The sequence below is a fragment of the Streptomyces sp. NPDC006487 genome (genome assembly GCF_042870555.1).
Classification (GTDB): domain Bacteria; phylum Actinomycetota; class Actinomycetes; order Streptomycetales; family Streptomycetaceae; genus Streptomyces.
In genome coordinates this window covers 79,328-101,383 of record NZ_JBIAHN010000016.1, presented here as the reverse complement: position 1 = coordinate 101,383, position 22,056 = coordinate 79,328, and the positions used below count along the sequence as shown (strand labels likewise).

At 71.7% G+C, this 22,056-nt stretch carries 17 protein-coding genes; 14 read left to right on the top strand and 3 right to left on the bottom strand.

All coding sequences use genetic code 11. The features are described 5' to 3' along the window. Nucleotides 1–277: 277 nt before the first annotated feature. Both ACFYM0_RS27525 and ACFYM0_RS27520 read left to right on the top strand, forming a co-directional pair. Entirely contained in the window at nucleotides 278–1,012 is a 735-nt protein-coding gene (locus tag ACFYM0_RS27525) for a gamma-glutamyl-gamma-aminobutyrate hydrolase family protein (protein WP_388505988.1), read from the top strand. 249 nt (nucleotides 1,013–1,261) lie between these two features. Next, nucleotides 1,262–2,803: an alpha/beta fold hydrolase gene (locus tag ACFYM0_RS27520; protein ID WP_388505986.1), complete on the top strand. Its 1,542-nt coding sequence runs from the start codon at nucleotides 1,262–1,264 to the stop codon at nucleotides 2,801–2,803. Between the two features lie 53 nt (nucleotides 2,804–2,856). Here ACFYM0_RS27520 and ACFYM0_RS27515 read toward each other — a convergent pair whose 3' ends face one another. Beyond that, complete coding sequence (locus ACFYM0_RS27515; protein WP_388505984.1) at nucleotides 2,857–4,107, bottom strand: MFS transporter; 1,251 nt, start codon at nucleotides 4,105–4,107, stop codon at nucleotides 2,857–2,859. A 78-nt stretch (nucleotides 4,108–4,185) separates the two neighbouring features. Here ACFYM0_RS27515 and ACFYM0_RS27510 point away from each other — a divergent pair, with 78 nt between their 5' ends. After that, the gene (locus tag ACFYM0_RS27510) at nucleotides 4,186–5,508 is read left to right on the top strand and encodes an ATP-grasp domain-containing protein (protein WP_388505982.1); all 1,323 of its coding nucleotides are present in this window, start codon (nucleotides 4,186–4,188) and stop codon (nucleotides 5,506–5,508) included. A gap of 20 nt (nucleotides 5,509–5,528) precedes the next feature. On the opposite strand, the gene ACFYM0_RS27505 is transcribed toward ACFYM0_RS27510, so the two are convergent. Continuing rightward, a complete protein-coding gene (locus ACFYM0_RS27505) occupies nucleotides 5,529–6,326 on the bottom strand; it encodes a phytanoyl-CoA dioxygenase family protein (protein WP_388505980.1) in 798 nt (265 codons plus the stop codon). Nucleotides 6,327–6,640: 314 nt separating this feature from the next. On the opposite strand from ACFYM0_RS27505, the gene ACFYM0_RS27500 reads away from it, so the two are divergent. From ACFYM0_RS27500 to ACFYM0_RS27460, 9 genes are all read left to right on the top strand, one after another. Further along, nucleotides 6,641–8,008 (top strand): SUMF1/EgtB/PvdO family nonheme iron enzyme, encoded by a 1,368-nt coding sequence (locus ACFYM0_RS27500; protein WP_388505978.1) that lies wholly within the window; start codon nucleotides 6,641–6,643, stop codon nucleotides 8,006–8,008. After that, the gene (locus ACFYM0_RS27495) at nucleotides 8,008–9,417 is read left to right on the top strand and encodes an MBL fold metallo-hydrolase (RefSeq protein ID WP_388505976.1); all 1,410 of its coding nucleotides are present in this window, start codon (nucleotides 8,008–8,010) and stop codon (nucleotides 9,415–9,417) included. Before ACFYM0_RS27500 ends, ACFYM0_RS27495 begins: the two co-directional genes overlap by 1 nt. Further along, on the top strand, nucleotides 9,414–10,418 hold the full coding sequence (locus tag ACFYM0_RS27490; RefSeq protein ID WP_388505975.1) for an alpha/beta hydrolase-fold protein: 1,005 nt from the start codon (nucleotides 9,414–9,416) through the stop codon (nucleotides 10,416–10,418). The genes ACFYM0_RS27495 and ACFYM0_RS27490 overlap by 4 nt, the downstream gene beginning before the upstream one ends. Further along, nucleotides 10,406–12,247, top strand: a complete 1,842-nt coding sequence (locus tag ACFYM0_RS27485; protein ID WP_388505973.1) for an asparagine synthetase B family protein — start codon at nucleotides 10,406–10,408, stop codon at nucleotides 12,245–12,247. Before ACFYM0_RS27490 ends, ACFYM0_RS27485 begins: the two co-directional genes overlap by 13 nt. Further along, nucleotides 12,189–13,286, top strand: coding sequence for a hypothetical protein (locus ACFYM0_RS27480; RefSeq protein WP_388505971.1), 1,098 nt, complete (start codon nucleotides 12,189–12,191; stop codon nucleotides 13,284–13,286). Before ACFYM0_RS27485 ends, ACFYM0_RS27480 begins: the two co-directional genes overlap by 59 nt. Beyond that, entirely contained in the window at nucleotides 13,283–14,686 is a 1,404-nt protein-coding gene (locus ACFYM0_RS27475; protein WP_388505969.1) for an aldehyde dehydrogenase family protein, read from the top strand. Before ACFYM0_RS27480 ends, ACFYM0_RS27475 begins: the two co-directional genes overlap by 4 nt. 6 nt (nucleotides 14,687–14,692) lie before the next feature. Beyond that, nucleotides 14,693–15,814, top strand: a complete 1,122-nt coding sequence (locus ACFYM0_RS27470; RefSeq protein WP_388505967.1) for a threonine aldolase family protein — start codon at nucleotides 14,693–14,695, stop codon at nucleotides 15,812–15,814. Next, on the top strand, nucleotides 15,811–16,263 hold the full coding sequence (locus tag ACFYM0_RS27465) for a pyridoxamine 5'-phosphate oxidase family protein (RefSeq protein ID WP_388505966.1): 453 nt from the start codon (nucleotides 15,811–15,813) through the stop codon (nucleotides 16,261–16,263). The genes ACFYM0_RS27470 and ACFYM0_RS27465 overlap by 4 nt, the downstream gene beginning before the upstream one ends. A 206-nt stretch (nucleotides 16,264–16,469) precedes the next feature. Then, nucleotides 16,470–18,221 (top strand): FAD-dependent monooxygenase, encoded by a 1,752-nt coding sequence (locus tag ACFYM0_RS27460; RefSeq protein WP_388505964.1) that lies wholly within the window; start codon nucleotides 16,470–16,472, stop codon nucleotides 18,219–18,221. Between the two features lie 270 nt (nucleotides 18,222–18,491). Here the strand turns inward: ACFYM0_RS27460 and hemG are convergent, their stop codons facing one another. Continuing rightward, the gene (gene hemG / locus ACFYM0_RS27455) at nucleotides 18,492–19,973 is read right to left on the bottom strand and encodes a protoporphyrinogen oxidase (RefSeq protein WP_388505962.1); all 1,482 of its coding nucleotides are present in this window, start codon (nucleotides 19,971–19,973) and stop codon (nucleotides 18,492–18,494) included. Nucleotides 19,974–20,323: 350 nt separating this feature from the next. On the opposite strand from hemG, the gene ACFYM0_RS27450 reads away from it, so the two are divergent. Together ACFYM0_RS27450 and ACFYM0_RS27445 are read left to right on the top strand one after the other, a co-directional pair. Continuing rightward, nucleotides 20,324–21,052, top strand: a complete 729-nt coding sequence (locus ACFYM0_RS27450; RefSeq protein ID WP_388505960.1) for an SDR family oxidoreductase — start codon at nucleotides 20,324–20,326, stop codon at nucleotides 21,050–21,052. Between the two features lie 105 nt (nucleotides 21,053–21,157). Further along, nucleotides 21,158–22,036, top strand: coding sequence for an NmrA/HSCARG family protein (locus ACFYM0_RS27445; RefSeq protein ID WP_388505958.1), 879 nt, complete (start codon nucleotides 21,158–21,160; stop codon nucleotides 22,034–22,036). Nucleotides 22,037–22,056: the final 20 nt, after the last annotated feature.

The following is a 22,056-nucleotide window of genomic DNA, read 5'->3' as shown; positions in this document are numbered from 1 at the left end:
GGGTGGCCGCCGGTCGGGCGGGCACCCGCTGCGGGTACGGCGGGGACGCGAGGTCGTTCGCTGCGGATTTTCGGCTCGATATGAGCTGGGGAAAGCGGTCCCCGTCTGTGGTATCAGGAGGGTCATTCCGTTCAGTAGCCGCCGGTCTGCCGGGTTTTGAACGATGGCCGCCGCTTTACGCAAACGGCTATTTTATTGCCGTGGCGACCCTCCGCGGAAGCGGTTGTTTCATCTGCCTACTTTCCTCAGTTGAACCCGGAAACCCGTGAAGGTGGTTATGAAATCATTCGTGAATGGCTCGGCGAGCACGGGCCGGCCGGTGATCGGGATCTGTGCGCGGACCGCGCCGGTCACGTTCCAGGGCGACGACATGGTCGTCAGCTTCGCGCTCCAGGCCCACCTGGGCTTCCTGGCCGCGGCGGGCTGCACGCCCCTGCTGCTTCCGCTGCTGCCCGGCGTCGAGGCCATGGCGGACCGGATCGACGGCCTGCTGATCCCGGGCGGCCCCGATGTGGATCCGTCGCTGTACGGCGAGGACCCGCACCCCGGCACGCGGGCGATGACCCCGGACGCCGACCGCGCCGAGCTGGCGCTGATCCGGGCGGTACTGGACGCCGAGCTGCCCGTGCTGGCCATCTGCCGCGGCATGCAGCTGCTCAACGTGCTGCACGGAGGCTCGCTGCACCAGCACCTGCCCGAGATCACGGGCCACGACGGCCATTGCCCGAACGCGCCGTCCTTCACCCTCGGCGCCCACCCGTTGAAGCTGGAGCCGGGCAGCCGGATCGCCGGTGTCCTCGACGAGGACGCGCCGCAGACGGCCTGCCATCACCACCAGGCCGTCAACCGGCTCGGTGCCGGCCTCACCGCCACCGGCTGGGCCGAGGACGGGACCGTCGAGGCCGTCGAAGTCACGGATCGCCCCTTCGTCGTCGGCGTGCAATGGGAAGCGGGATTCACGCCCGACCAACGACTTCATCACGCACTCGTGCAAGCCGCCGGACGCGGGTAAATCTGCCGTCCGTCGAATTCCGCAAGATTCCGGCCCCTCAGGATCCCCGTTTCCCGGGATCGGCGCTGCATCAGCCCTGGATGGCAGATTCAGCCATGATCATTCCTGAGGGGCTGGTGCGTATGTGCTGAATTATAGGGAAATTTTTGGAACGAAGCCCGGCGGTTCCCGCTGGCTCCAGCCGGTTTCGAGCCGATTCAAAGACCCCGTTGCCACGCTGTGAGCGCCGTGCATTCAGAAGGGGTATTCATGAAAAAGCTCGCATTGGTCACTGCGGTGATCGTGACAGGCCTGTCGGTTCAGGCCGTCGCCCCCGTGGCGGTGGCCGAGGAGGCTGCCGCCACGGCCACTGGAACGATCGCCTGGGCGCCGTGTCCCGACCCCGACCCGAACCTCGGCGCACTGCTCAAGGGCCTGGAGTGCGGCTCGCTGGAGGTCCCGCTCGACTACGCCCAGCCCGGCGGCCAGAAGATCAAGGTGGCGCTGACCCGCGCCAAGCACACCGTCGCCGAAGACCAGTACAAGGGCGTCGTGCTGCTGCACCGCGGCCAGTGGCCCGGCCCGATCAGCCGCGACATGCCCACCCGGTACGCCAAGGGCACGAGCGGGCTGGCGAAGGACGTCGGCCCCGCCTACGACTGGATCGGCCTGGACCCGCGCGGCGTCGGGGCCAGCGAGCCGGCGATCGTGTGCGACGCGTCCTACATCAACCCGCTGCTGCCCGACCCCGTGCCGAAGACGGCAGCGGACGAGCAGGCGTCGGTGGCCCGTGCCCAGGCGTACGCCAAGAGCTGCGGCGACAAGTACGGCGACACGCTCAAGCACTTCACCACCAAGGACTCCGCGCGCGACCTCGACCAGATACGGATCGCGCTGGGCCAGGAGCAGATCAGCTACTACGGCATCGACTGGGGCGCCTACCTCGGCTCGGTCTACGCGTCGATGTACCCGGCCCGGGTGAAGCGCATGGTGCTCGACAGCGTGCCCAGCCCCAGCGGCGTGGGCTACCAGAACCAGATGGCCAAGAACTTCACGGCCGAGCACAGCGCCGGGCTCTTCTTCGCCTGGGTCGCCAAGTACGACTCCGTCTACCACCTGGGTACGACCGCGGAAGCGGTCGAGGAGAAGTACTACGGGGCCCTGGACACCCTCCGTGCGACGCCCGTCGACGGCAGGATCGGACCGGGCGAGTGGACGAACGTCTTCGAGCAGGTCGTCTACCGCAGCTGGACCTGGGTGAGCCGCGCGAAGATCCTCTCCGACTTCGTGGTGCGCGGTGACGCGACGGCGCTGCGGGCCGACTCCCCGACCCCGGGCTTCCCGCAGCAGAACCGCGTCGCGATCACCAACGCGGTCAACTGCTCCGAAGGCCCGTGGCCGAAGAACTGGAACGTCTGGAGCGCCACCCTGGCCGGCCAGTACGCCGCCGGGAACAAGATCCAGACCTGGAACAACGCCTGGTACAGCGCGCCGTGCGCCTTCTGGCCGACGCAGTCGCAGACCCCGGCGCAGGTCGGCAACAGCAACGTCAACATTCTGCTGGTGCAGCCGCAGTACGACCCCTCGCACGGGATGTTCGGCGCCCTCGACATGCGCCTGCGGTTCCCCAACTCCCGTCTCGTCGTGGAGCTGGGCGGCCACAACCTCGGCTCGACGCTGACGGCCAACAACAACGCCTGCCTCAACACCTACGCCAGTGACTACTTCCGGGACGGCACCCGTCCCACCTCGTGGTGGGGCATCGACGCCACCTGCCAGGCGGCCGCGGACCCGGTGCCGCCGACCGCCTGATCCTGCGCAGAACGGGCCCCGCATGGTCACCATGCGGGGCCCGCCGCGTTTCCTCAGCGCGTCGCGGAGACCGGCCGGTGTGCGTCGGGCTGCTCGGCCTGTTCGGCCGGCTTCGCCCGCTTCGCCCGCCAGGCTCGCCCGGTGTCCGCGGTCGCGGCGGTGACCAGGACCGTGATGCCGGCGACCGCCAGGGCCGCGGGCAGCGGGCCCGCGAGGTCGCACAGCGCGCCCATGACGAGGATGGACACCGCCACGCCCGAGGGCAGCAGCGTGGCCCGCAGCGTCACCACCGACGGGAGCTCCTCATCGGACGCCGAGGCCAGCAGCCGGTTGTTGTAGTGGACGAAGGCCATCTCGAACAGCACCAGGAACAGTGCGTACAGCGCGATCGTCGGCACCGTCCGGCCGACCGCCACCGCCGCCACCAAGGGGGCCATGGGCAGCAGCACCCATGTGGTCGAGGGCACGTGCGCGAGGTACCGCTGGGCCGGCAGGGCGGCGAGCGAGCCGGCGAAGACGGCGACCGCCGACACCGCGACGAACACCCCCACCAGGCGGGTTCCGCCGCCCAGCAACTGGAGCGGGATCACGGTGACGGCCACCGTGTGGAAGCCCTGCCAGAACGCCACCAGGAGGAAGCGGCCGAAGAGCCGGCGCAGCACGGGGTCCTGGACGCGCAGGCGCGTGCCGGTCTTGGCGGCCGCGCCGTCCTTGGCGCCGGCCACGGCTCCCCCGGGGGTCGACGGCAGGGCCCAGGCGAGGAGCGCCGAGAGCGCCAGCGTGGCCGCGTTCACCGCGATCAGGCCCCGCAGCGAGAGGACCGACGAGGCCGGCCCCGCCAGCGCCGCCCCGACGCTGACGCCGGTCAACTTGCAGATCTCGGCTACGGTGTTGGCGTGGTCGAGCCGCTGTGACGGGACCACGTTGCGCAGGAGGACCGAGGTGGCCGAGCGGGTGACCGCCTCGAAGAACCCGCGGACGACCACGACGGAGGCGGCCACCACGAGGAGCGCCCCGTCCGGCGCCAGGAGCGCGGCCGCGGTCACCAGCAGGCCCGCCGCCTCGGCCAGCCGGACGAGGCCTTCCGGGACCCGCTTGCTGAGCAGCCGGTTGAGCGGAGCGGCCAGCAGCAGCGCGGGCAGCCACGGCGCGCTGAGCACGGCTCCCGCGAGCAGGCCCGACCCGGTGGTCGACCCCACGTGCGTGGACAGGGCCACCAGGAGCAGGAAATTGCCGCACGTGTTGACGAACAGCAGTACGGGCGTGATATGCGGCGAGCGAATGCTCGCGAAATAAGATGTCATCAGCTCTTCCTTCCGGGATCGGAGGATGGCAGAGCTGAACGGATTTCGGCGAGCGGTGGGTCTGTCTATGTTGAACTCATGACAGCAGCCAATCAGAGCAGCCAGAGCAGTCAGAGAAGTCGGAACAACCCGTGCGTCGTGATGGTCGACGCCTACGCCGCGGCCCGTTCGCTCGTTCTGGAATTCCTGAAGCAGGGATGTTCCATCGTCCGTGTTCAAAGCACGCGCGATGTGCCGTTCGTCTACCTCAAGGCACCGCACGTCCCGGACGACTTCATTGCCGACATCATCCACGAGGGAGATCTCGCGGCCACGGCCGACGCCGTCGCGGCGTTTTCGCCGATCGCGGTGATCTCGGGCGGCGAGGTCGGGGTGGAACTCGCGGACCTGCTCGCGCAGCGGCTCGGCCTGCCGGGCAACGGCACCGCCCTCAGCACCGCGCGGCGCGACAAGCACCTCATGATCGAGACCGTGCGCGCGGCCGGGCTCCGCGCCGCCCGTCAGCTCCGGGCCACCGACGCGGACGAGCTCGCCGCCTGGCACCGCGAGCTCGGCGGCCGCGTCGTCCTCAAGCCGCCGCGGAGCGCGGGCAGCCAGGGGGTCTCCTTCTGCGACACCCCGGAGGAGTCCGTCGCGGCGTTCCTGTCCCTCGCCGACGCCGACGACGTCTTCTCCCAGCCCAACAACGGGGCCGTGGCGCAGGAGTACCTTCCGGGCACGGAGTACATGGTGAACACCGTCAGCCGCGACGGCCGCCACCACCTGTGCGACGTCTGGCGGACCACCCGGGTCAGCGCCAACGGCGTGGTCGACCTCTGCGACGCCCTCCTGCTGATCGATTCGGGGGAGCGGGTCGTGGAGTCGCTCAGGGAGTACGCCTTCCGGGTCCTGGACGCCCTGGGCATCGAGCACGGCCCGGCGCACGTGGAGATCAGGATGACCCCCGGCGGTCCGTGCCTGGTGGAGGTGGGTGCCCGGATAGCCGGCGGCGGCATCCCGGCCGGTGCCAGCCTGGGCATCGGCGAGTCGCAGCTGGAGTGGACGGTGGACGCGTACCTGCGTCCCGAGCGGTTCCACGCCCGCGCCGGAGCCCCGTACGAGGTGCGCAAGTACTGCGCGATCGCCGGCATGGTCTCCCCCGTGGAGGGCGTGCTCAGCGAGTACCGCGGAATCGAGCAGATCGAGGTGCTGGAGAGCTTCCGCACCCTGCTGACCCCGGTGAAGCCGGGTCAGGAGATCCGCCGGACGGTCGACGACCTCACCTACCCGGTCATCGTGACGCTGCTGCACGACCTCGAAGAGGTCGTGCAGCGCGACCTGAACACGATCCGCCACCTCGACGGCACCGGGTTCTACGTCCTCGACCGCGGGGGCGAGCACCGGAACTCAACGTTCGACTGAGGATCCGCCGCGGTCGAACGTCACACCCGGGCCGCGGCCGGCTCCCACCGGGCCCAGGCCGGGCGCGGCACCTTGTAGACGAAGCTGACGGCGGTACGGGGCTCCGTCGCCGTCGTGTTGGGCGCCGAACGGTGCACCACCATGCCGTCGAACATGACGGCCGAGCCGGGCTCGAGGGGCACGGCGACCGGCTCGGCCGTACGGGGCAGGTGCGCGTCCGAGATGTGCGGCTCGACCGCGTTCTCCAGCGGCGCCTCACCCGGCAGCCGCTCACGGTCCCCGCCGTGCGGGAACAGCCCGAGCGCGTGGGAACCGGGGATGAACTCCAGGCAGCCGTTGCGCGTGGTCGCCGGTTCGAGCGCGATCCAGATCGTCACGATGCCGTGCTCCTCGGAGCCGAAGCCGGGCGGCGCGAAGGCGATGTCCTGGTGCCAGGGCTTGGCCGAGCCCACGACGGGCGGCTTGGCCCACAGGAACGCGTTGACCAGCTCGCCCGGGGCGCCGACGCCCCGGGCGACCGGCCCGTCGGCCAGGCCCAGCGAGCGCTGCACGGCGTCGAACTCCGGGACGTGCTCATGGATGCGGTCGGCCGACCGGAGCACCCCCTGGAGGGCGCCGGCCCCCTGCTGCCAGGCCGCCCATCCGCCGACGCCGGGCGCCTCCAGGACGAACTCCCCGCTGGAGGCCGTGCGGTCGGCGGCGAGCTCCTCGATCCGGCCGACCGCGCGCCGGAGCCGGGCGAGCGCGTCGCCGGTGGCGAGCCCCGGGAGCCGTGTGAACCCGTTCTCCCGTATGTCCCGGGAAGCGGTGTCAACCATTCTTTCCTCCTTCTCTGAACGCCAAGATCGCAATGAACTTACCCTCAGGTTATCGAGGAATGCTCTTTTCCTGGTTCACCGTTGCGGCGCCTCCCGGCCCCTGCCTAATGTTTGAGTCGTGAAGCCGAGAGGCGACACAGGAACCAACTCGAATCCCCTGTGCTGAAAGGAGCAAAACAATGAGCGACCGTGACTTCATCGAGACCCGTGACGCCAAGCAGGAATGCTCCAAGTGGTAATGCACTGAGCCACGAATTAGCCGCCCGTACGGGATCAATTCCGTACGGGCGGCTCGTCGTCCGAGAGAGGTAGAGATGGTAGGCAATCAGGTTTCAGGCGTCATCGACGTTCCCGCCGACCTGCTGGTGATCGACGACTCCACCGACGCCCGCTACTGGGCATCGGTGCAGCGCGTCGTGGACCTGGCCGAGGAGAAGGGCCGGGCCGCCGACGGGATACCGCTGCTGGCGAGCCTCGTGGTCGCCCATCCCGAGTGGCCCGTGCGCGCGGGCGCGGTGCGGCTGCTGGCCGCGCACCACGCGGGCGACCCCGCCGCCGACACCGCCGTGGCTTCCGCGACGCACGACACGGTCGACTGGGTCGCGTTCACCGCGCTCAAGGTCATCACGGAGTACCGGATCGCCGCCGCCGTGCCCGACCTCATCCGCATCTCCGGCTGGCCCAGCAACTTCACCCGCCCCGACTGGGCGCGCAAGCCCGTCGGTTGCGGCGCGGCGCTCACCAAGCGCGCCCTGATCGCCGTCTTCGGCACCCGCGACCCCGCAGAACTCCGCCGTCTGGAAGACGAGTACTTCACGGACATGCGGGCCCGGGTCGACGCCGTCCGTACGCGCCCCCGGCGCAACGACGACGTCGCCCTCGTACCGGCCGGTCCGGCGATCATCGGTGCGGACGAGCAGCCCGACGCGTTCCGCATGGCGCAGGACGACACCACGCTGCGCGCGGTGGACGTGCCCGCCTTCTTCATCGACCGCACCACCGTGACCAACGCCCGGTACCGCGAGTTCTTCGAAGAGGTGGGCGACTCCGGCCGGTTCGACCACCCCGACCAGCCGCTCGAAGGATCGCACCGCCCCGTGCACTGGCACGACCCGCGCTTCAACGCACCCGACCACCCCGTCGTGGGCATCGACTGGTACGACGCCTACGCCTTCGCGAAGTGGGCCGGCGGCGCACTGCCCAGCGAGGTCCAGTGGGAGAAGGCCGCGCGCGGCGTGGACGGCCGCCGCTTCCCGTGGGGCGACGACTGGGACCCCGGCCGGGTGAACTACGTCGAGCGGTCGTTCGGCCAGGCCGTGGCGGACCTCGACTCCCTCGAAGCGCTCCTGGTCACCATCGAGCAGGGGGAGAACCCCGCCCACCCGGTGCTGGCGGCCGACGCGCTCCCGGAGGGCGCCAGCCCGTACGGCGTCCTGCAGATGTCGGGCAACGTCTGGGAGCTGACCCGGACCAACTTCTACACCGGCGAGGACATGGACCCCTTCTTCAGGGGACGCCACCCGCTGGACTTCATGAACCGCAAGGAAGCCTTCCACGTACTGCGCGGCGGCACCTTCACCTCGCCGCCCACCTGCCTGACCACGTTCTACCGCGGCAAGGACCTGATCACCGACCGCCACATGGAGGTCGGCTTCCGCTGCGTGTACGAGGGGACCGGCTGATGCGCCTGACCTCGCTCGGCCACGCCGCCGTCCTCATCGAGACGGGGACGGAGCGGATCCTCTTCGACCCGTGGCTCACCCAGCGCCTGGACCGCTTCTGGGAGCACCACCCGCCGCTGTCGCAGGACCTGGTCCGCACGGTGCTCGACGAAGGCGTCGACTACGTGGTCCTCAGCCACCACCACTACGACCACCACCACTTCCCCTCCCTGCTCCGCCTGACCGACGGCGCCGACGTGGACTTCGACGACAGCCCGCGCCAGAGCTCCGAGGTCACCTGCGTCTACCCCGCCGGCCCCGTACCGCCGGTGCTGACCGCCTCGGGGCTCGGGCACCAGGCGATCTCCTGGACGCTGCGCCGCTTCGGCTTCGAGCGCCTGCGCCCGGTCACGCCGGGCGACACGATCACCACCCCGGGCGGGACGGTCCTGCGGACGTTCCCCTCGGCCGTGTCGTTCCCCGAGATGAGCGTGCTGGTGCAGACCGCCGACGCCGCCGTCATGCTGTGCGGCGACGCGCTCCTGCACGAGGACACCGTCGCGGCCTTCGGGCGCGAGGACGCGCCGCGCGTCGACGCCGTGTTCGTCCCCGCGCACAGCATCTCGCCGCCCGGCGTGCTCACCGAGCGCCGCCCGCTGACCGACTCCGACGCGGTCCACGCCCGTGCCGTCGCGAACTTCGACCGGTACATCGACTCGATCCCCGCGGCCCTGACCGTGCCCTCCTCGTTCGGCTGGCGCATCAGCGGCGACGGCGAGCGCGACTACGCCTGGTGCAACAAGACGATGTTCCCCTTCACCCCGGCCCAGGCCCTGCGCCGCCTGGACGACCTGGGCCGCGACGGGCTGCTGTGGGGCCCCGGCCAGGTGCTGGAGGTCGCGCACGGCAAGGCCGCCCTGGTCGACGGGCCGGTCGCGCCCGGCGCGTACGACTTCGACGAGGTCTACGCCGAGATCACGCTCGACCCGGCCACGCCGGTGCCGCCCTTCGACGCCTCCCTCGACCGGTACGGCCGCCAGACCCGCGGCGGCGAGGAGATGCTCCGCGACCTGCTGGAGCGGCTCGTGGCGACCGACTACTGGTACCGGGCGCTGGACGACGGCGCCGGACGGCACGTCGTCTCGCTGTACGAGGACGACGGCACCGAGACCGCCTTCCTGCTCGACCCGGTCGCGGATCGGGTGACCCGGCTCGGCCCGGGTCCCGCCCGCAGCCACGTCACCGGCGCGGAGGGCTGGACCGAGATGGCGGCGAGCACCCTGGAGGCCATGCTCGGCTCCGACCTCCTGATCGGCAGCTCCTACGGCCTGTGGGTCAGCAACGGCCTGCTGCTCTCCGCGGTCTTCCACCACCCTTCCTTCTACACGCACCACGTGGAGCGCGCGCTCCAGGAGGCGAACGAAGCATGAGCGACATGGTCGTGCTCGATCACGAGAGCACCTGTCTGCGGGGCAACCCCCTCGGCGACCCCCACCGGCGCCGCATCGAGGTGCACCTGCCGCCCGGGTACGACGGCGTCCGGCGGTTCCCGGTCGTGTACTGGCTGCCCGGGTTCGGCGCCCACCCCAGCCTCGCCGGCAAGGCGCTCGCCTTCGGCGCGACCGTCGCCGATCGCCTGCGCCAGGCGATGACGGACGGCCGCGTGCCGCCCGCACTGCTCGTCGTGCCCGACTGCACGACCGCGTACGGCGGCTCGCAGTACATCGACTCCGCCGCCTCCGGCCCGTACGGCGACTACCTCGCCGAGGTCGTCGCCGAGATCGACGGACGGTTCCTGACCCGGCCGCAGCCGGAGTGGCGCGCCATCGGCGGGAAGTCCAGCGGCGGCTACGGCGCGCTCGTCGCGGGCATGACCTGCGACCTGTTCGGGGCGGTCATCGCCTGCTCGCCCGACGCCGGGTTCGAGCACAGCTACCTGCCGCTGCTGCCCGGCACGCTCGACACCATCAGGGCGGCCGGCGGCATGGACGCGCTGCTGGCCCGCCGCGACAACGGCCCGATCGACGCCCCCTTCATGGTCGCGATGAGCATCATCGCGATGGGCATGTGCTACGCCGACGACCCCCTGACCACCGCCTCGGACGCGCTGCCCTGCGACCCCGTGACGGGCCTGTTCCGCGACGAGGTGTGGCAGCGCTGGCTCACGTACGACCCGGTACGGATGCTCCCCGCGTACGCCGGCCGGCTCGCCGGACTCGGCGTGCTGCACCTCAGCGTCGGCCAGCGCGACGAGTACGGCATGCACTGGGGCGCCCGCGCGCTGCACGCGGCCCTCGACGCGCACCGGGTCCCCCACCGCTACCTGGAGCACGAGGGCGGCCACCAGGGCATCGAGCACGTCTACACCGAGGCTCTGGCGGAGCTCTGGAAGCTGTGGCGGGAACCGGAGGGCGACGCATGTGCGGCATAGCGGGCTTCATCAGCTTCGAAGGACGGCGCGATCCCGACTGGATGGACGCGCTCGGCCGGACCATGACCGGTGCCATGGCGCACCGCGGCGAGGCTGCCTGCGCCCCGTACGTCTCGCCCTGCGGCACCGTCATGCTGTGCGCGACGCGGCTGGCCGTGCGCGATCGCAGCCACGCCGGCGACCAGCCGATGACCGACCCCACCGGCCGGATCGTGCTGGTGCACAACGGCGAGGTCTACGGATCCCGTTCGCCCGCGCCGCCGCTCTGGCCGCGCCGCACCACCTGTGACACCGAGTTCGTGCTCCAGCAGGTCTGCCGGGAGAGCGATCCCGCCGCCGCGCTGCTGCCGCTGGACGGCATGTTCGCGCTCGCCTGGCACGACACCTGGACCGGACGCGTGGTGCTGGCCCGCGACCACTTCGGCGTCAAGCCGCTGTTCTACGCCTACACCGACGGCGGCCTGCTGTTCGCCTCGGAGCAGGGGGTGCTGCTCAGCACCGGCCTCGTCACCCCCGAGGTGGACCGCGAGGAGTTCCTGCTGCGCTCCTGGATCCGGATGGACGCCGCGGACGACCGCACCTGGCTGCGCGGCATCGAAGCCCTGCCGCCGGCCCAGTACCTCGTCATCGACCGGCCCCGCGCGACCAAACACCGCTACTGGCATCCCGGGGCGGTGGACGACCCGATCGAGCCCGAGGAGATCAGGGCCGCCTTCGACCGGGCGATCGAGCAGCGGTCGGTGTCCGACGTCCCCCGGGCGGCGGTGCTCAGCGGCGGCGTCGACAGCACGGCGATCGTCGCGGGCCTGACCGCGCTCGGACTGCCCGTCGACACGTACGTCATGCGCTATCAGGACGGCATCGGCGGCTCGGGCGACGACGTCACCTACGCCACCGAGGTCGCCGGACACCTGGGCGTACCGCTCACCGTCCTCGACCTCGACCGCAACGCCGCCGCCGACCTGCTGCCGGTCCTGCCCACCCGGTTGATGCGGCCGCTGCTGCACGGCGCCGAGCTGGCGATGCACCACCTCTACCAGGCCATCGCCGCCGACGGAAAGGTCGTCGTCTACTCCGGACACGGGGCAGACGAGTTCTGGGGGTACCAGGCCGGCCGGTACTTCCCCATCGTCGACCCCTACGCGCCCACGTTCATCCACGGGCGCCACTACCTGACGCACAGCCTCCACGCCGACGAACGCCCGGTCTGGTCCCGGCTCGTCGCGTGGATGGCGCACGAGCTCGACGTCGACATGACGACGGTGACCGACATGGTGTGGGAGCGCACCATGGCCGAGTACCGGGCGCTCAAGACGGCGTCGCCGCTCAAACGCGGCAGGCACCACCTGATGCGGCGCTTCCTGGTCTACGTCAACGACATGGTGGACGCCACCTCCTCGACCTTCACCCTGGAGGACCGGCCCGTCTTCCAGGACGTCACCCTCGCCGAGCTGGCCTTCCGCTGCCCCGAGCACCTGAAGGACACCAACAAGCCCGGCACGCACAAGGGGTTGCTGAAGGCCGCGCTCGCCGACCTGCTGCCCGAATCGGTGCAGCTCCGCCGCAAGCAGGGCTTCCCGACCCCCACCGACCCCGAATACGTCCGCCGGCTGACCGACCTGGCCGACGGGCTCGGCACCCCCTTCGGGCTGCCGAAGGTGCCGGACGAGCTCCGCGCCGAGCTGGGCGTCGGCGAATGGATGTTCCTTGCCTCAAGCTCCGCCTGGCTCGACCACCTCGCGGGGCTCCGAACCGACCCGAGGAGTCACGGTGAGCAGTCTCGTCCCCCACTGGCGCTGGCACACCCTGGACAGCGCGGCCGATCTTGACCCGGTGCCGCCGGTGATCACGGAGGAGCTCGCCCAGGACTGGTGCAACTTCGTCGTGTGGCGGCCGTCCGAACTGCCCGAGGGCTGCGACACCGTCACCGGCACGATCCGGCGCGAGGCGCCCCCCGGGCGCGTCGAAGTCGAGGGCCGCAGCCCGTGGACCGACGCCAACCCGTCCGGCTACCGCACCGAGGTCTCCGGCGGCGGACGGCGGCTGCGGCTGAAGCAGTTCCTGTACGACTGGGCCTTCCCCGCCGCGGACCACCCCTGCCTGTGGGGCAGCGCGACCCGGCCGTACGAGATCGGCGAGGGCGGGGTCGTCTGGCTCGGCACCGACTACCTGGGCCACCAGGCCGCCAGCGCCCGCATGGCGCGCACCACGGTCGAACTCTCCGTGCTGGAAGGAGAGTTCACCGAAGACGAGCTCGTCGAGTTCTTCGCCGCGCTGCGCCCGGCCGTGCCCGAGGCGGCGGCGAGGGTGCTGGCCACCCCGTTCGCCGAACTGAGCTACTGGGCCCGGCAGCCGGCCGAGATGGTGTCGGTGCCCACCGGCGTCTTCTCCTTCCACCGGCGCGGGCGGGAGCACGAGGGCGACTGGGTCGCGTCCGGGGAGCTCACCGCCTTCCTCACCGGGCAGGGGGTGCCGGTGTCGGCCGGCGAGTACCGCGCCGACAGCGCCGCCACGTTCGGCGACGGCGCCGCCGTCCGCGAGCTGGACGTCGTCTACGCCTCGGCGTCCGGCGGCGAGCTGCGCCTGACGGCCCAGCGCACCGGCGGCGGGCGCCTGGTGTTCCCGCCGGAACGCGAGAAGCACCCCGCCACCGACGAGCTCCTGGACCTCGGCGGCCGCCCGCTGCACCTGGGCTATGCGAACGCCGGGTTCGGAGCCTGCGACGCCTGGTGGCAGCACCCCGACGGGTACGAGCTCAGGCTGCTGGGCAGCGCGGGCACGAGCCTGGGGCGGGACGCCTTCCTCGGCCTGGTCACCGAGATCGACGCCGGACTGCGGCTGGGCGGCCGTGCGGGGGCGCTGGGATGACCGAGGCGGGACGCGCGATCCTCGACCCCGCCACCGGGCGGGCCTTCGCCCACGTACCGGACACATCCGGGCCCGGCGTCGGTGACGCCGTGGCCCGGGCGGCGTCAGCATTCCACGAGGGCTGGGCCGACACCTCCCCGGCCCACCGCTCCGGCCTCCTGCGCGAGCTCGCCGGCCTGCTGCGCGACGACCGTGACGCCCTCGCGGCCCTGGAGCAGCGCAACGCGGGCAAGCCCCTGGCACGCGCCGTCGGAGAGGTCGGATTCGCCGCCCAGGTGGTCGACTGGTTCGCGGCGGCGGCCCGGTACCCGGTGGGCGAGACCCACCCAGCCGGCCCCGGCATGCGCACGTACACCGACCGCGTGCCGGTCGGGGTGTGCGTGGCCATCGCCCCGAACAACTACCCCCTCCTGCTGGCCGTCTGGAAGATCGCCGCGGCGCTGGCGTACGGCAACACCATCGTCGTCAAGCCGGCGCCCGAGACGCCGCTGTCCACCCGCCGACTGGTCGAGCGCGCCGCCGAAGTGCTCCCCGAAGGCGTGCTCACCGCCGTCTACGGCGGGGCCGACACCGGCCGGCTGCTGTGCGACCACCCGGACGTCGGGATGGTCTCCTTCACCGGCTCGACGGCGGCCGGACGCGAGGTCGCACGCCGCTGCGCGGACGGCCTCAAGCCCGCCGCGCTCGAGCTCGGCGGCAAGAGCCCCGTCATCGTCTTCCGCGACGCCGACCTCGACGCGGCCGCCCGCGCGGTCGTCACCGGATTCACCGGCAACACCGGCCAGGTGTGCGTGGCCGGGACGCGCCTGATCGTCGACCGGGCCGTCCACACCGAGTTCGTCGGCCGCGTGGCCGAACTGGCCGCCGCCCTGCGCGTCGGCCTGCCCGAGGACTCCGCCACCGACCTCGGCCCGCTCATCAGCCGGGCGGCCGTCGACCGCGCGGCCGAGGTGGTCGACGAGGCGGAGATCCGGGGGGCGAAGGTCATCGTGCCGCCCGGCCGCGCCGGGATCCGCCACGAACTCGGCGGCGGCTTCTTCGTCAACCCGGTCATCCTGGACGGCCCGCCGGCCGACAGCCGCGCCTGGCGCGAGGAGATCTTCGCCCCCGTGCTGTCCGTGGCGGCGTTCGACACCGACGCCGAGGCCCTCGCCCTGGCCCACGACACGGCGTACGGCCTGTCGGCATCCGTCTGGACCTCCGACGCCCACCGCGTCGAACGCTTCAGCCGGGCCCTGCGCGCCGGCATGGTGTGGGTCAACACCTGGGGCGACACCGAGGAAACGGTCAGCGTCGGGGGTCTCGGCCAGTCCGGATACGGCCGTGAGCTGGGCATCCACGCGGTGGAGGGCTACACCAGGCCCCGCGCCGTCTGGGTGGCCCACCGGGCGCAGGGGTAGGCCGCGATGGCCCTGACCGGCCTCCCCCGGCTCGATTTCCGCAGCGACACCCGCACCGTGCCGGACGCGCGGATGCGCGCGGCGATGAACGCGGCCGAGGTCGGGGACGACGTGTACGGGGACGATCCCACGGCCCTGCTCCTCGAAGCCCGGGTGGCCGAGTTGCTCGGCACCGAGGCCGCGCTGCTCACGCCCACCAGCACCATGGCGAACCTGCTCGCCCCGCTCGCCGCGGCCGGCTCCCCGGGACCGCGCGCGCCGCGGCTGGTCGTCGGCGAGGACACCCACATGTCCTTCCTCGAAGCGGACGGGCTGCGCCGCTTCGCCGGGGTCGAGCTGCTGGCGGTGGCACAGCGCCCCGACGGCCTGCCCGACCTCGACGCCGTGGACGCGGCTCTCGCCACCGCAGGAGGCCGGCCCACCGTGGTCTGCCTCGAGAACACGAGCATGATGAGCTCCGGCAATGCCCTCGACGCCGAGGCGACCCGCGCCCTGGCCACCCTGGCCCACCGGTACGGCGCCCACGTCCATCTCGACGGCGCCCGGCTCGCGAACGCGGCCGTGGCCCTCGGGGTCCGCCCCGCCGAGCTGGCGGAGCCCGCGGACAGCATCGCCTTCTCGGTCTCCAAGGGACTCGGCGCGCCGGTCGGCGGGCTGCTGTGCGGGACCCGCGCGTACGTCGCACGCGCCCGCGAACTGAGGACCGCGCTGGGCGGCTCCCTGCACCAGGCGGGCGTCGTGGCGGCGCCCGCCCTCGTCGCGCTGGAGCGGCTCCCCGACCTGGCGGCCGACCACGCCACGGCCGCCGCGCTCGCCGCCGGCTTCGGGACGGTCCCCGGCGTCGAGCTGATGCACCCGCCGCGGCCGACCAACATGGTCATGGCACGCCTTGCCGGGCTGACCCCGGAGCAGTGCGCCGCCCGCCTCGCCGGCCACGGGGTGCGTGTCCTGCCCCTGCCCAACGGGTTCGTGCGCTTCGCCGTACACCGGGCACACGACATGATCGGTGTGCGGGCGGCCGTCGCGGCGCTGGCGGCCGTCGCGGCCACCGCGCCGGTGGCCCGCAGGACGACCGGAGGAGACCTCGTCGGACGGGGACTCTCCACGACATGGACGGAGGAAGCATGACTGCTGTGCCACCGCGTGGGCTCGAAGAGCGGCTGGGAGACACTCGCAAGCGACTGGAGAACGAGGTCGATCTCTGGGTCGCTTCGGCGGGTGGCCCGGGGGGTGCCTACCTCATTCCGCTCTCGTTCCTCTGGGACGGGACGGCCTTCCTCATCTCGACTCCGCGCGGCTCCGTCACCGGTCGCAACCTGCTGGCGGACGGCCGGGTGCGCGTCGGCCTCGGACTGACGCGCGACGTCGTGATCGTCGACGGCGACGCCGAGCCGGCGGACGTCGCCGAACTGGGCGAGAAGGCCGACGACTTCGCGGCCAAGACCGGGTTCGACCCGCGTGAACTCGACCAGCCCTACCAGTACTTCCGCATCCGGCCCCGCCGCATCCAGGCCTGGCGAGAGGCCAACGAGCTGTCCGGACGCACGCTGATGAACGACGGCGTCTGGCTCGGCTGAGCACCCGGGAGGACACCGGAGGCGCCCCGGAGGGACCGCTTTCCCCGAGGCGGCAGTCGGCCGGTCACCCGCGAGGTTCGCGCGTGACCGGCCGTCGGCATGTCGGAGTCCGGTGGCACGCCGGAGTCCAGTCGTTCTTGACCAGGGTTGCGGACGCCTTTGTCAGGCTGTGCGGGAAAAGCCATCTGAATTCTGGAAGGGCGAACATGACGTCAATCGAGGTTCCGGTCCTGATTGTGGGCGGCGGCGGGTGTGGCCTGTCCGCCTCCGTCTTCCTCTCCGACCAGGGCGTCGACCACCTGCTGGTGGAGCGGCACGCTGACACGTCGAGGGTGCCGAAGGCGCACTACCTCAATCAGCGCACGATGGAGATCTTCCGCCAGCACGGGGTCCGCGATGACGTTCTCGCGGAGGCGGCGCCGCTCGACAAGTTCGGCAAGGTGCGCTGGGCGACCACGTTCGCCGGTGACGGCCCGCTGGACGCCCGCCGGATCCACGAGATGGACGCCTTCGGCGGTGGCGAACTGACGGAGCGTTACGGGGCGGCCGGGCCGGAGCTGCCCGCGAAGCTCCCGCAGATGTGGCTGGAGCCGATCCTGCGCCGCCACGCGGAGCAGCGCAACCCGGGGCAGATCCGCTTCGGCCACGAGGTGATCGACTTCTCCGACGAGGGCGACCACGTCCTCGCCGAGGTGCGCAACCTCGAGACCGGCGAGACGATCACGGTCAAGGCGCAGTACCTCCTCGGTGCCGACGGCGGCCGCTTCGTCGGCGACAAGGTCGGCATCGAGATGCAGGGCCCGCCCAGCAACGTCAACACCACCACCGTGTACTTCACCGCGGACCTGTCGCAGTGGTGGGAGGAGGGGACGCTGATCACGCACTACCTCAGCCCCGAAGACCCCGACCTCTCCGTCAACCTCATCGAGATGGGTCCGAGCTGGGGCAAGGCCTGCGAGCAGTGGGGCCTGCACATGGCCCCCGGCCCGGCCGGCCGCTGGAACAACGAGACGGTCGTCGACCGCATCCGCGAAGTGCTGAAGGTGCCGGACCTGGAAGTGACCGTGCACAAGGTCACGGACTGGATCGTGAACGCGATCCTCGCCGACAAGTACCGGGTCGGCCGGGTGCTGATAGCCGGCGACGCCGCGCACAAGCAGCCTCCCGCCGTGGGCCTCGGCCTCAACACCGGCATCCAGGACGCGCACAACATCGCGTGGAAGCTGGCCGCGGTGCTGAACGGCACCGCGCCCGAGAGCCTGATCGACACCTACGAGGACGAGCGCCGGCCCGTCGGCCGCGAGAACGTCGACTGGGCGGTCTCCGCGGCCCAGCACCACCAGGTGGTCATCGACGCCATCGGCGGCGGTCACAACATCCCGGCGGGGCGCCGCGGGCAGCGTCTGGCGGCGTACTTCGACCCGTCCCCGCTGGGCGACACGGTGCGGGCGCGGGCCCTGGAGGTGTTCCACACCCACCGCGGCGGCTGCCAGTCCTTCGAGATGGAGATCGGCTTCGCCTACGAGCAGGGCGCGGTCCTCTCCGACGGCACCCAGCGCCCGGCCCGCGTCCCCATGCGCGACGAGCACACGCCGACCTCGCGCCCCGGCCACCGGCTGCCGCACGCCTGGATCACCCGGGACGGCGAGCGCCTGTCCACCCTCGACCTGACGGGCCGGACCGGCTTCACGCTGATCACCGGCCCGGAGGGGACGGCCTGGTGCGAGGCGGCCGCGCGCGTGGCGGAGAAGTTCTCCGTCCCGGTCAACGCGGTCCGCATCGGCGACGGCGCCGAGTACGCCGACGTGGACGGCGGGTGGGAGGCCGTCCGGGAGATCACCGGTGCCGGCGCGCTCCTGATCCGCCCCGACCAGCACGTGGCCTGGCGCAGCACCGGCGTCGGCGAGGACGCGGAGCAGGCGCTGGCGGACGTCTTCGCCACGCTCCTGGACCGCTGATCCGGTCAGGGATCCGACAGCAGAATCAGAGAGCCGGTCAGAGATCCGGTCAGCGATCCGCTCGCTGACCGGATCTTCCGGCTGGGCTGCGAAGACCGCCTCTTCTGCGACGCACGACGCACGAGCTACGACGCGCACCGAGCACCGAGCACCGAGCACCGCGAAAGACGAGAAGGGGCCGTGCCCGACCGGGCACGGCCCCTTCTCGTCCTGTCGTCCTGGCGGATCCGCCGGGGTGATCACATCGGGATCACCCCGGCGGATCCGGGCTCACACTCCGACCGCGACCGAGGAGGCGGCGGCCGCCTTCTTCAGGAGGGGGAGGATCTGGTCGACGGCCCTGCGCGAGGTCATCATGCAGACACCGACGCCCACGCCGTCGTACGCCGCACCGCACACCGCGAGTCCGGGCTGGGTCGCCACGGCCTCGCGGATCAGCCGCACCCGGTCCACGTGGCCGACGGTGTACTGCGGCAGGGCGCTCTCCCAGCGGCTCACGCGGGTCGCCACCGGGACACCGGTCACGCCGGTGGCCTCGGCGAGCTCGGCCGTCGCCAGCGCGATCAGGTCCGCGTCGTCGCGCTGGAGGAGGTGCTCCTCGCCGAACCGTCCGAGCGAGCAGCGCACGATCTCCACCTCGCCCGCCAGGTGCGGCCACTTCACCGTGGTGAAGGTGACCTCCTTGACGGCCTTCCCCTCCTCCGCCGGCACCCGGTAGCCCGCGTAGCCGCGGCCCGAGAGCCCGCCGGGGAACGCCGTCTTCGGGAAGGCCAGCGTCACCATGACCGTGCTGGAGTACGGCACCTCGGTGAGCGCCGAGACGGCGGATGCCGTACCCGGGACCCCGGCGAGCAGGCTGCTCGTCGGGCCGGCCGGGGTGGCGATGATGACCGCGTCGGCGTCGATGACCTCCGGGTCGGTGGCCGACCCGACGGTCACCTGCCAGCCGTCACCGCTGCGCTTCAGGTCGCGTACGGGAGTCCCGGTGCGCAGGGCCGTGTCCGGCGCGGCGTCCAGCACCTGCTGGATGATCGCCGCGGGCAGGGTGCCGAAGCCCCCGTCGAGGGTGGCGACGCTCACCGGCGGGGGCTTCTCGCCCTCCTGCAGGTGCGGCACCAGCGAGCCGGCCGCGTCCGCGAGCGAGATGTGGTCGCGGGAGGCCCTCGCCAGCGGGGTCAGGGTGGCTTCGAACGACAGGTCCGAGGCGCGCCCGGCGAACACACCGGCGAGGAACGGCTCGACGAGGCGTTCCACGACCTCCTGGCCGAACCGCCCGCCGACGAAGGACGCGACCGAGATGTCGCCCTCCAGGTCGAACGAGGGCAGTACGAGGTCCTGCTGCGCCCGCTCCAGGCCCGCGGCGGACAGCACCCCGGACCGGGCGAGGTCGTCCATGTCACAGGGCACGCCCATGAACTGACGGTCGGGCTGGTGCCTGATCACGCCCTGGGTCCAGATCGCCGACGCGGTGACCGGGCCCGCCGACACGATCTGCTCGCCGAGCCCCGCCTCCTTGATCAGGCCGGTGGTCTTCTTGCGGTTGGCGTACAGCGACTCGGCGCCCTCGTCGACCGCGACCCCTGCCACGTCGGAGACCAGCAGCTTTCCGCCGAGCCGGGACGAGCCCTCAAGGAGCGTCACGCGCACCGGCTCGTTCCGCAGGTGGAACGCCGCCGCCAGCCCCGAGATCCCGCCACCGACGATGACCACGTGGGGCTTACCGCTCGCCTGAGCCTGTTCGCTCCCAGTCATTCCACCAGCTCCTTCATGGTTACGGTGTTGTAAGGCCCGTACGGTCGGCGCCGATGCAGGCGTGGGCAGTCTGGCCGAGCGGCCCGGAACCCGGCTGGAGGGCGCCTAGAAGGCGGTCCCGTCTTTCGTAATTGCGTCTGTATCGGCCGTTCGACCGCGGACTTCCGGCATTTGAACAGAGCGTTTCGACGGCATCATCGGAGGCGCTCCGCTGTTTGCGCTTCGTACCGTGAACGTATTAATTCATTGCTTGAAAACCGGGCGCACGACGTTCCCCTCGCCGCCTCTGCGCATCCGGCGAAGTGGCGTTCCGGGGGCAGCAGGACCCGGACCTCACGAAAGGGAAAAACGTGCCGTTCGAGAAGGTCGCGCTCATCACGGGCGCCAACAAGGGCATCGGATTCGCCATCGCGCGGCAACTCGGCGAGCAGCGGATCACCGTTCTCGTCGGCGCCCGCGACGAGGTGCTCGGCAAGCAGGCCGCCGACGAACTGGCCGAGGCCGGCATCACGGCCGTGCCGCTCCGGCTCGACGTGACGGACCCGGCCTCCGTGGAGGAGGCGGCCCGCGAGATCGAGCGGCGGTTCGGACGCCTGGACATCCTGGTGAACAACGCCGGCATCGCGGGCGGCTTCACCGGGACGCCCAGTGAGGCCACCGCCGCCGACCTGCGGGAGGTCTTCGAGACCAACGTGTTCGGGGTGGTCACCGTGACCCGCACGATGCTGCCGCTGCTGCGCCGTTCCCCGGCCGGCCGCATCGTCAACCTGTCCAGCCACGTCGGCTCGCTGACCTTGGGCTCGGCCCCGGACGGACCTCTGGCGGGCCTCAGCATGATCGCCTACCAGTCCTCGAAGACCGCCCTGAACGCGGTGACGCTCGCGTACGCCAAGGAGCTGCGGGAGACCCCGATCAAGGTCAACGCGGCGCTCCCCGGAGTGGTCCGGACCGACATCAACCACCACCGCGGATTCCGGTCCCCCGCCGAGGGCGCGGAGATCGCCGTCCGGCTCGCCACGCTGGACGAGTCCGGCCCGTCGGGCCAGTGCCTGGCGGACGACGGCCCCGTTCCCTGGTAGCGCGGACCGTCACCGTCCCGCGAGGGACCGCGGCCGTTCGCGGCCATCACACCCGACAGCCGGGCCGGGCGAAGGCCCGGCGGGCACACGACATGGAGGCAGACAGTGGCGGTTGCAAGGACGATCCTGGTGACGGGCGGCACCGGCCGGCAGGGCGGGGCGGTCGCCCGCGACCTGCTGCGGCGCGGTTTCTCCGTACGCGCCCTGGTCCGCGACCCGCAGAAGGCGGAGGCCCGGGCGCTGGAGGAGGCGGGCGTGGTCCTCGTCCGCGGTGACATGGACGACGAGGCGTCGCTGGCGGCGGCGACCGAGGGTGCGTACGGGGTCTTCAGCGTGCAGACCTTCCGCGGACCCGGCGGCATCGAGGCCGAGATCCGCCAGGGCAAGTCGGTGGCCGACGCGGCGGTGCGGGCCGGGGTGAAGCACTTCGTCTACAGCTCGGTCGGCGGTGCGGACCGCGACACCCGCGTCCCGCACTTCGAGAGCAAGCTGGTGGGCGAGCAGTACCTGGCGACGCTCGACCTGCCGACCACGGTGCTGCGCCCGGCGATGTTCCACGACATCCTGCTCGACATCGCGCCGCGCTCGATACAGGGACAGCTCGTCCTGGCCATGTGGCTCGACCCCGAGACCTCGGTGCAGAGCATCGCGACGAGCGACATCGGAGCGTTCGCCGCGGACGCCTTCGAGAACCCGCAGGAGTGGATCGGCCGGACGGTCGACATCGCCAGCGACGAGCTGACCGGACCGCAGATGGCGGCCGCGTTCGAGGCCGTCTCCGGCGTCCCGACCCGCTTCCAGCAGCTGCCCATCGAGCCGCTGCGCGCGGGCCGCCCCGACCTCGCCAACATGTTCGACTGGTTCGAGCGTGACGGTTTCCAGGCCGACCTGACCGAACTGCGCAAGAACAGGCCGAACCTGGTCTCCGTGGAGGCGTGGCTGAAGGACAACTGGACCGCCCCGGCGGTCGCGGCCCGGGGCTGACGCCCGGGCCGGCCGCGGTG

Coding starts and splice junctions, on each gene's coding strand:
- ACFYM0_RS27485 (WP_388505973.1), top strand. CDS start 10,406: ATGTGCGGCATAGCGGGCTTCATCAGCTTCGAAGGACGGCGCGATCCC.
- ACFYM0_RS27470 (WP_388505967.1), top strand. CDS start 14,693: ATGGCCCTGACCGGCCTCCCCCGGCTCGATTTCCGCAGCGACACCCGC.
- ACFYM0_RS27490 (WP_388505975.1), top strand. CDS start 9,414: ATGAGCGACATGGTCGTGCTCGATCACGAGAGCACCTGTCTGCGGGGC.
- ACFYM0_RS27460 (WP_388505964.1), top strand. CDS start 16,470: ATGACGTCAATCGAGGTTCCGGTCCTGATTGTGGGCGGCGGCGGGTGT.
- ACFYM0_RS27465 (WP_388505966.1), top strand. CDS start 15,811: ATGACTGCTGTGCCACCGCGTGGGCTCGAAGAGCGGCTGGGAGACACT.
- ACFYM0_RS27500 (WP_388505978.1), top strand. CDS start 6,641: ATGGTAGGCAATCAGGTTTCAGGCGTCATCGACGTTCCCGCCGACCTG.
- ACFYM0_RS27475 (WP_388505969.1), top strand. CDS start 13,283: ATGACCGAGGCGGGACGCGCGATCCTCGACCCCGCCACCGGGCGGGCC.
- ACFYM0_RS27505 (WP_388505980.1), bottom strand. CDS start 6,326: ATGGTTGACACCGCTTCCCGGGACATACGGGAGAACGGGTTCACACGG.
- ACFYM0_RS27510 (WP_388505982.1), top strand. CDS start 4,186: ATGACAGCAGCCAATCAGAGCAGCCAGAGCAGTCAGAGAAGTCGGAAC.
- ACFYM0_RS27515 (WP_388505984.1), bottom strand. CDS start 4,107: ATGACATCTTATTTCGCGAGCATTCGCTCGCCGCATATCACGCCCGTA.
- ACFYM0_RS27525 (WP_388505988.1), top strand. CDS start 278: ATGAAATCATTCGTGAATGGCTCGGCGAGCACGGGCCGGCCGGTGATC.
- hemG (WP_388505962.1), bottom strand. CDS start 19,973: ATGACTGGGAGCGAACAGGCTCAGGCGAGCGGTAAGCCCCACGTGGTC.
- ACFYM0_RS27495 (WP_388505976.1), top strand. CDS start 8,008: ATGCGCCTGACCTCGCTCGGCCACGCCGCCGTCCTCATCGAGACGGGG.
- ACFYM0_RS27520 (WP_388505986.1), top strand. CDS start 1,262: ATGAAAAAGCTCGCATTGGTCACTGCGGTGATCGTGACAGGCCTGTCG.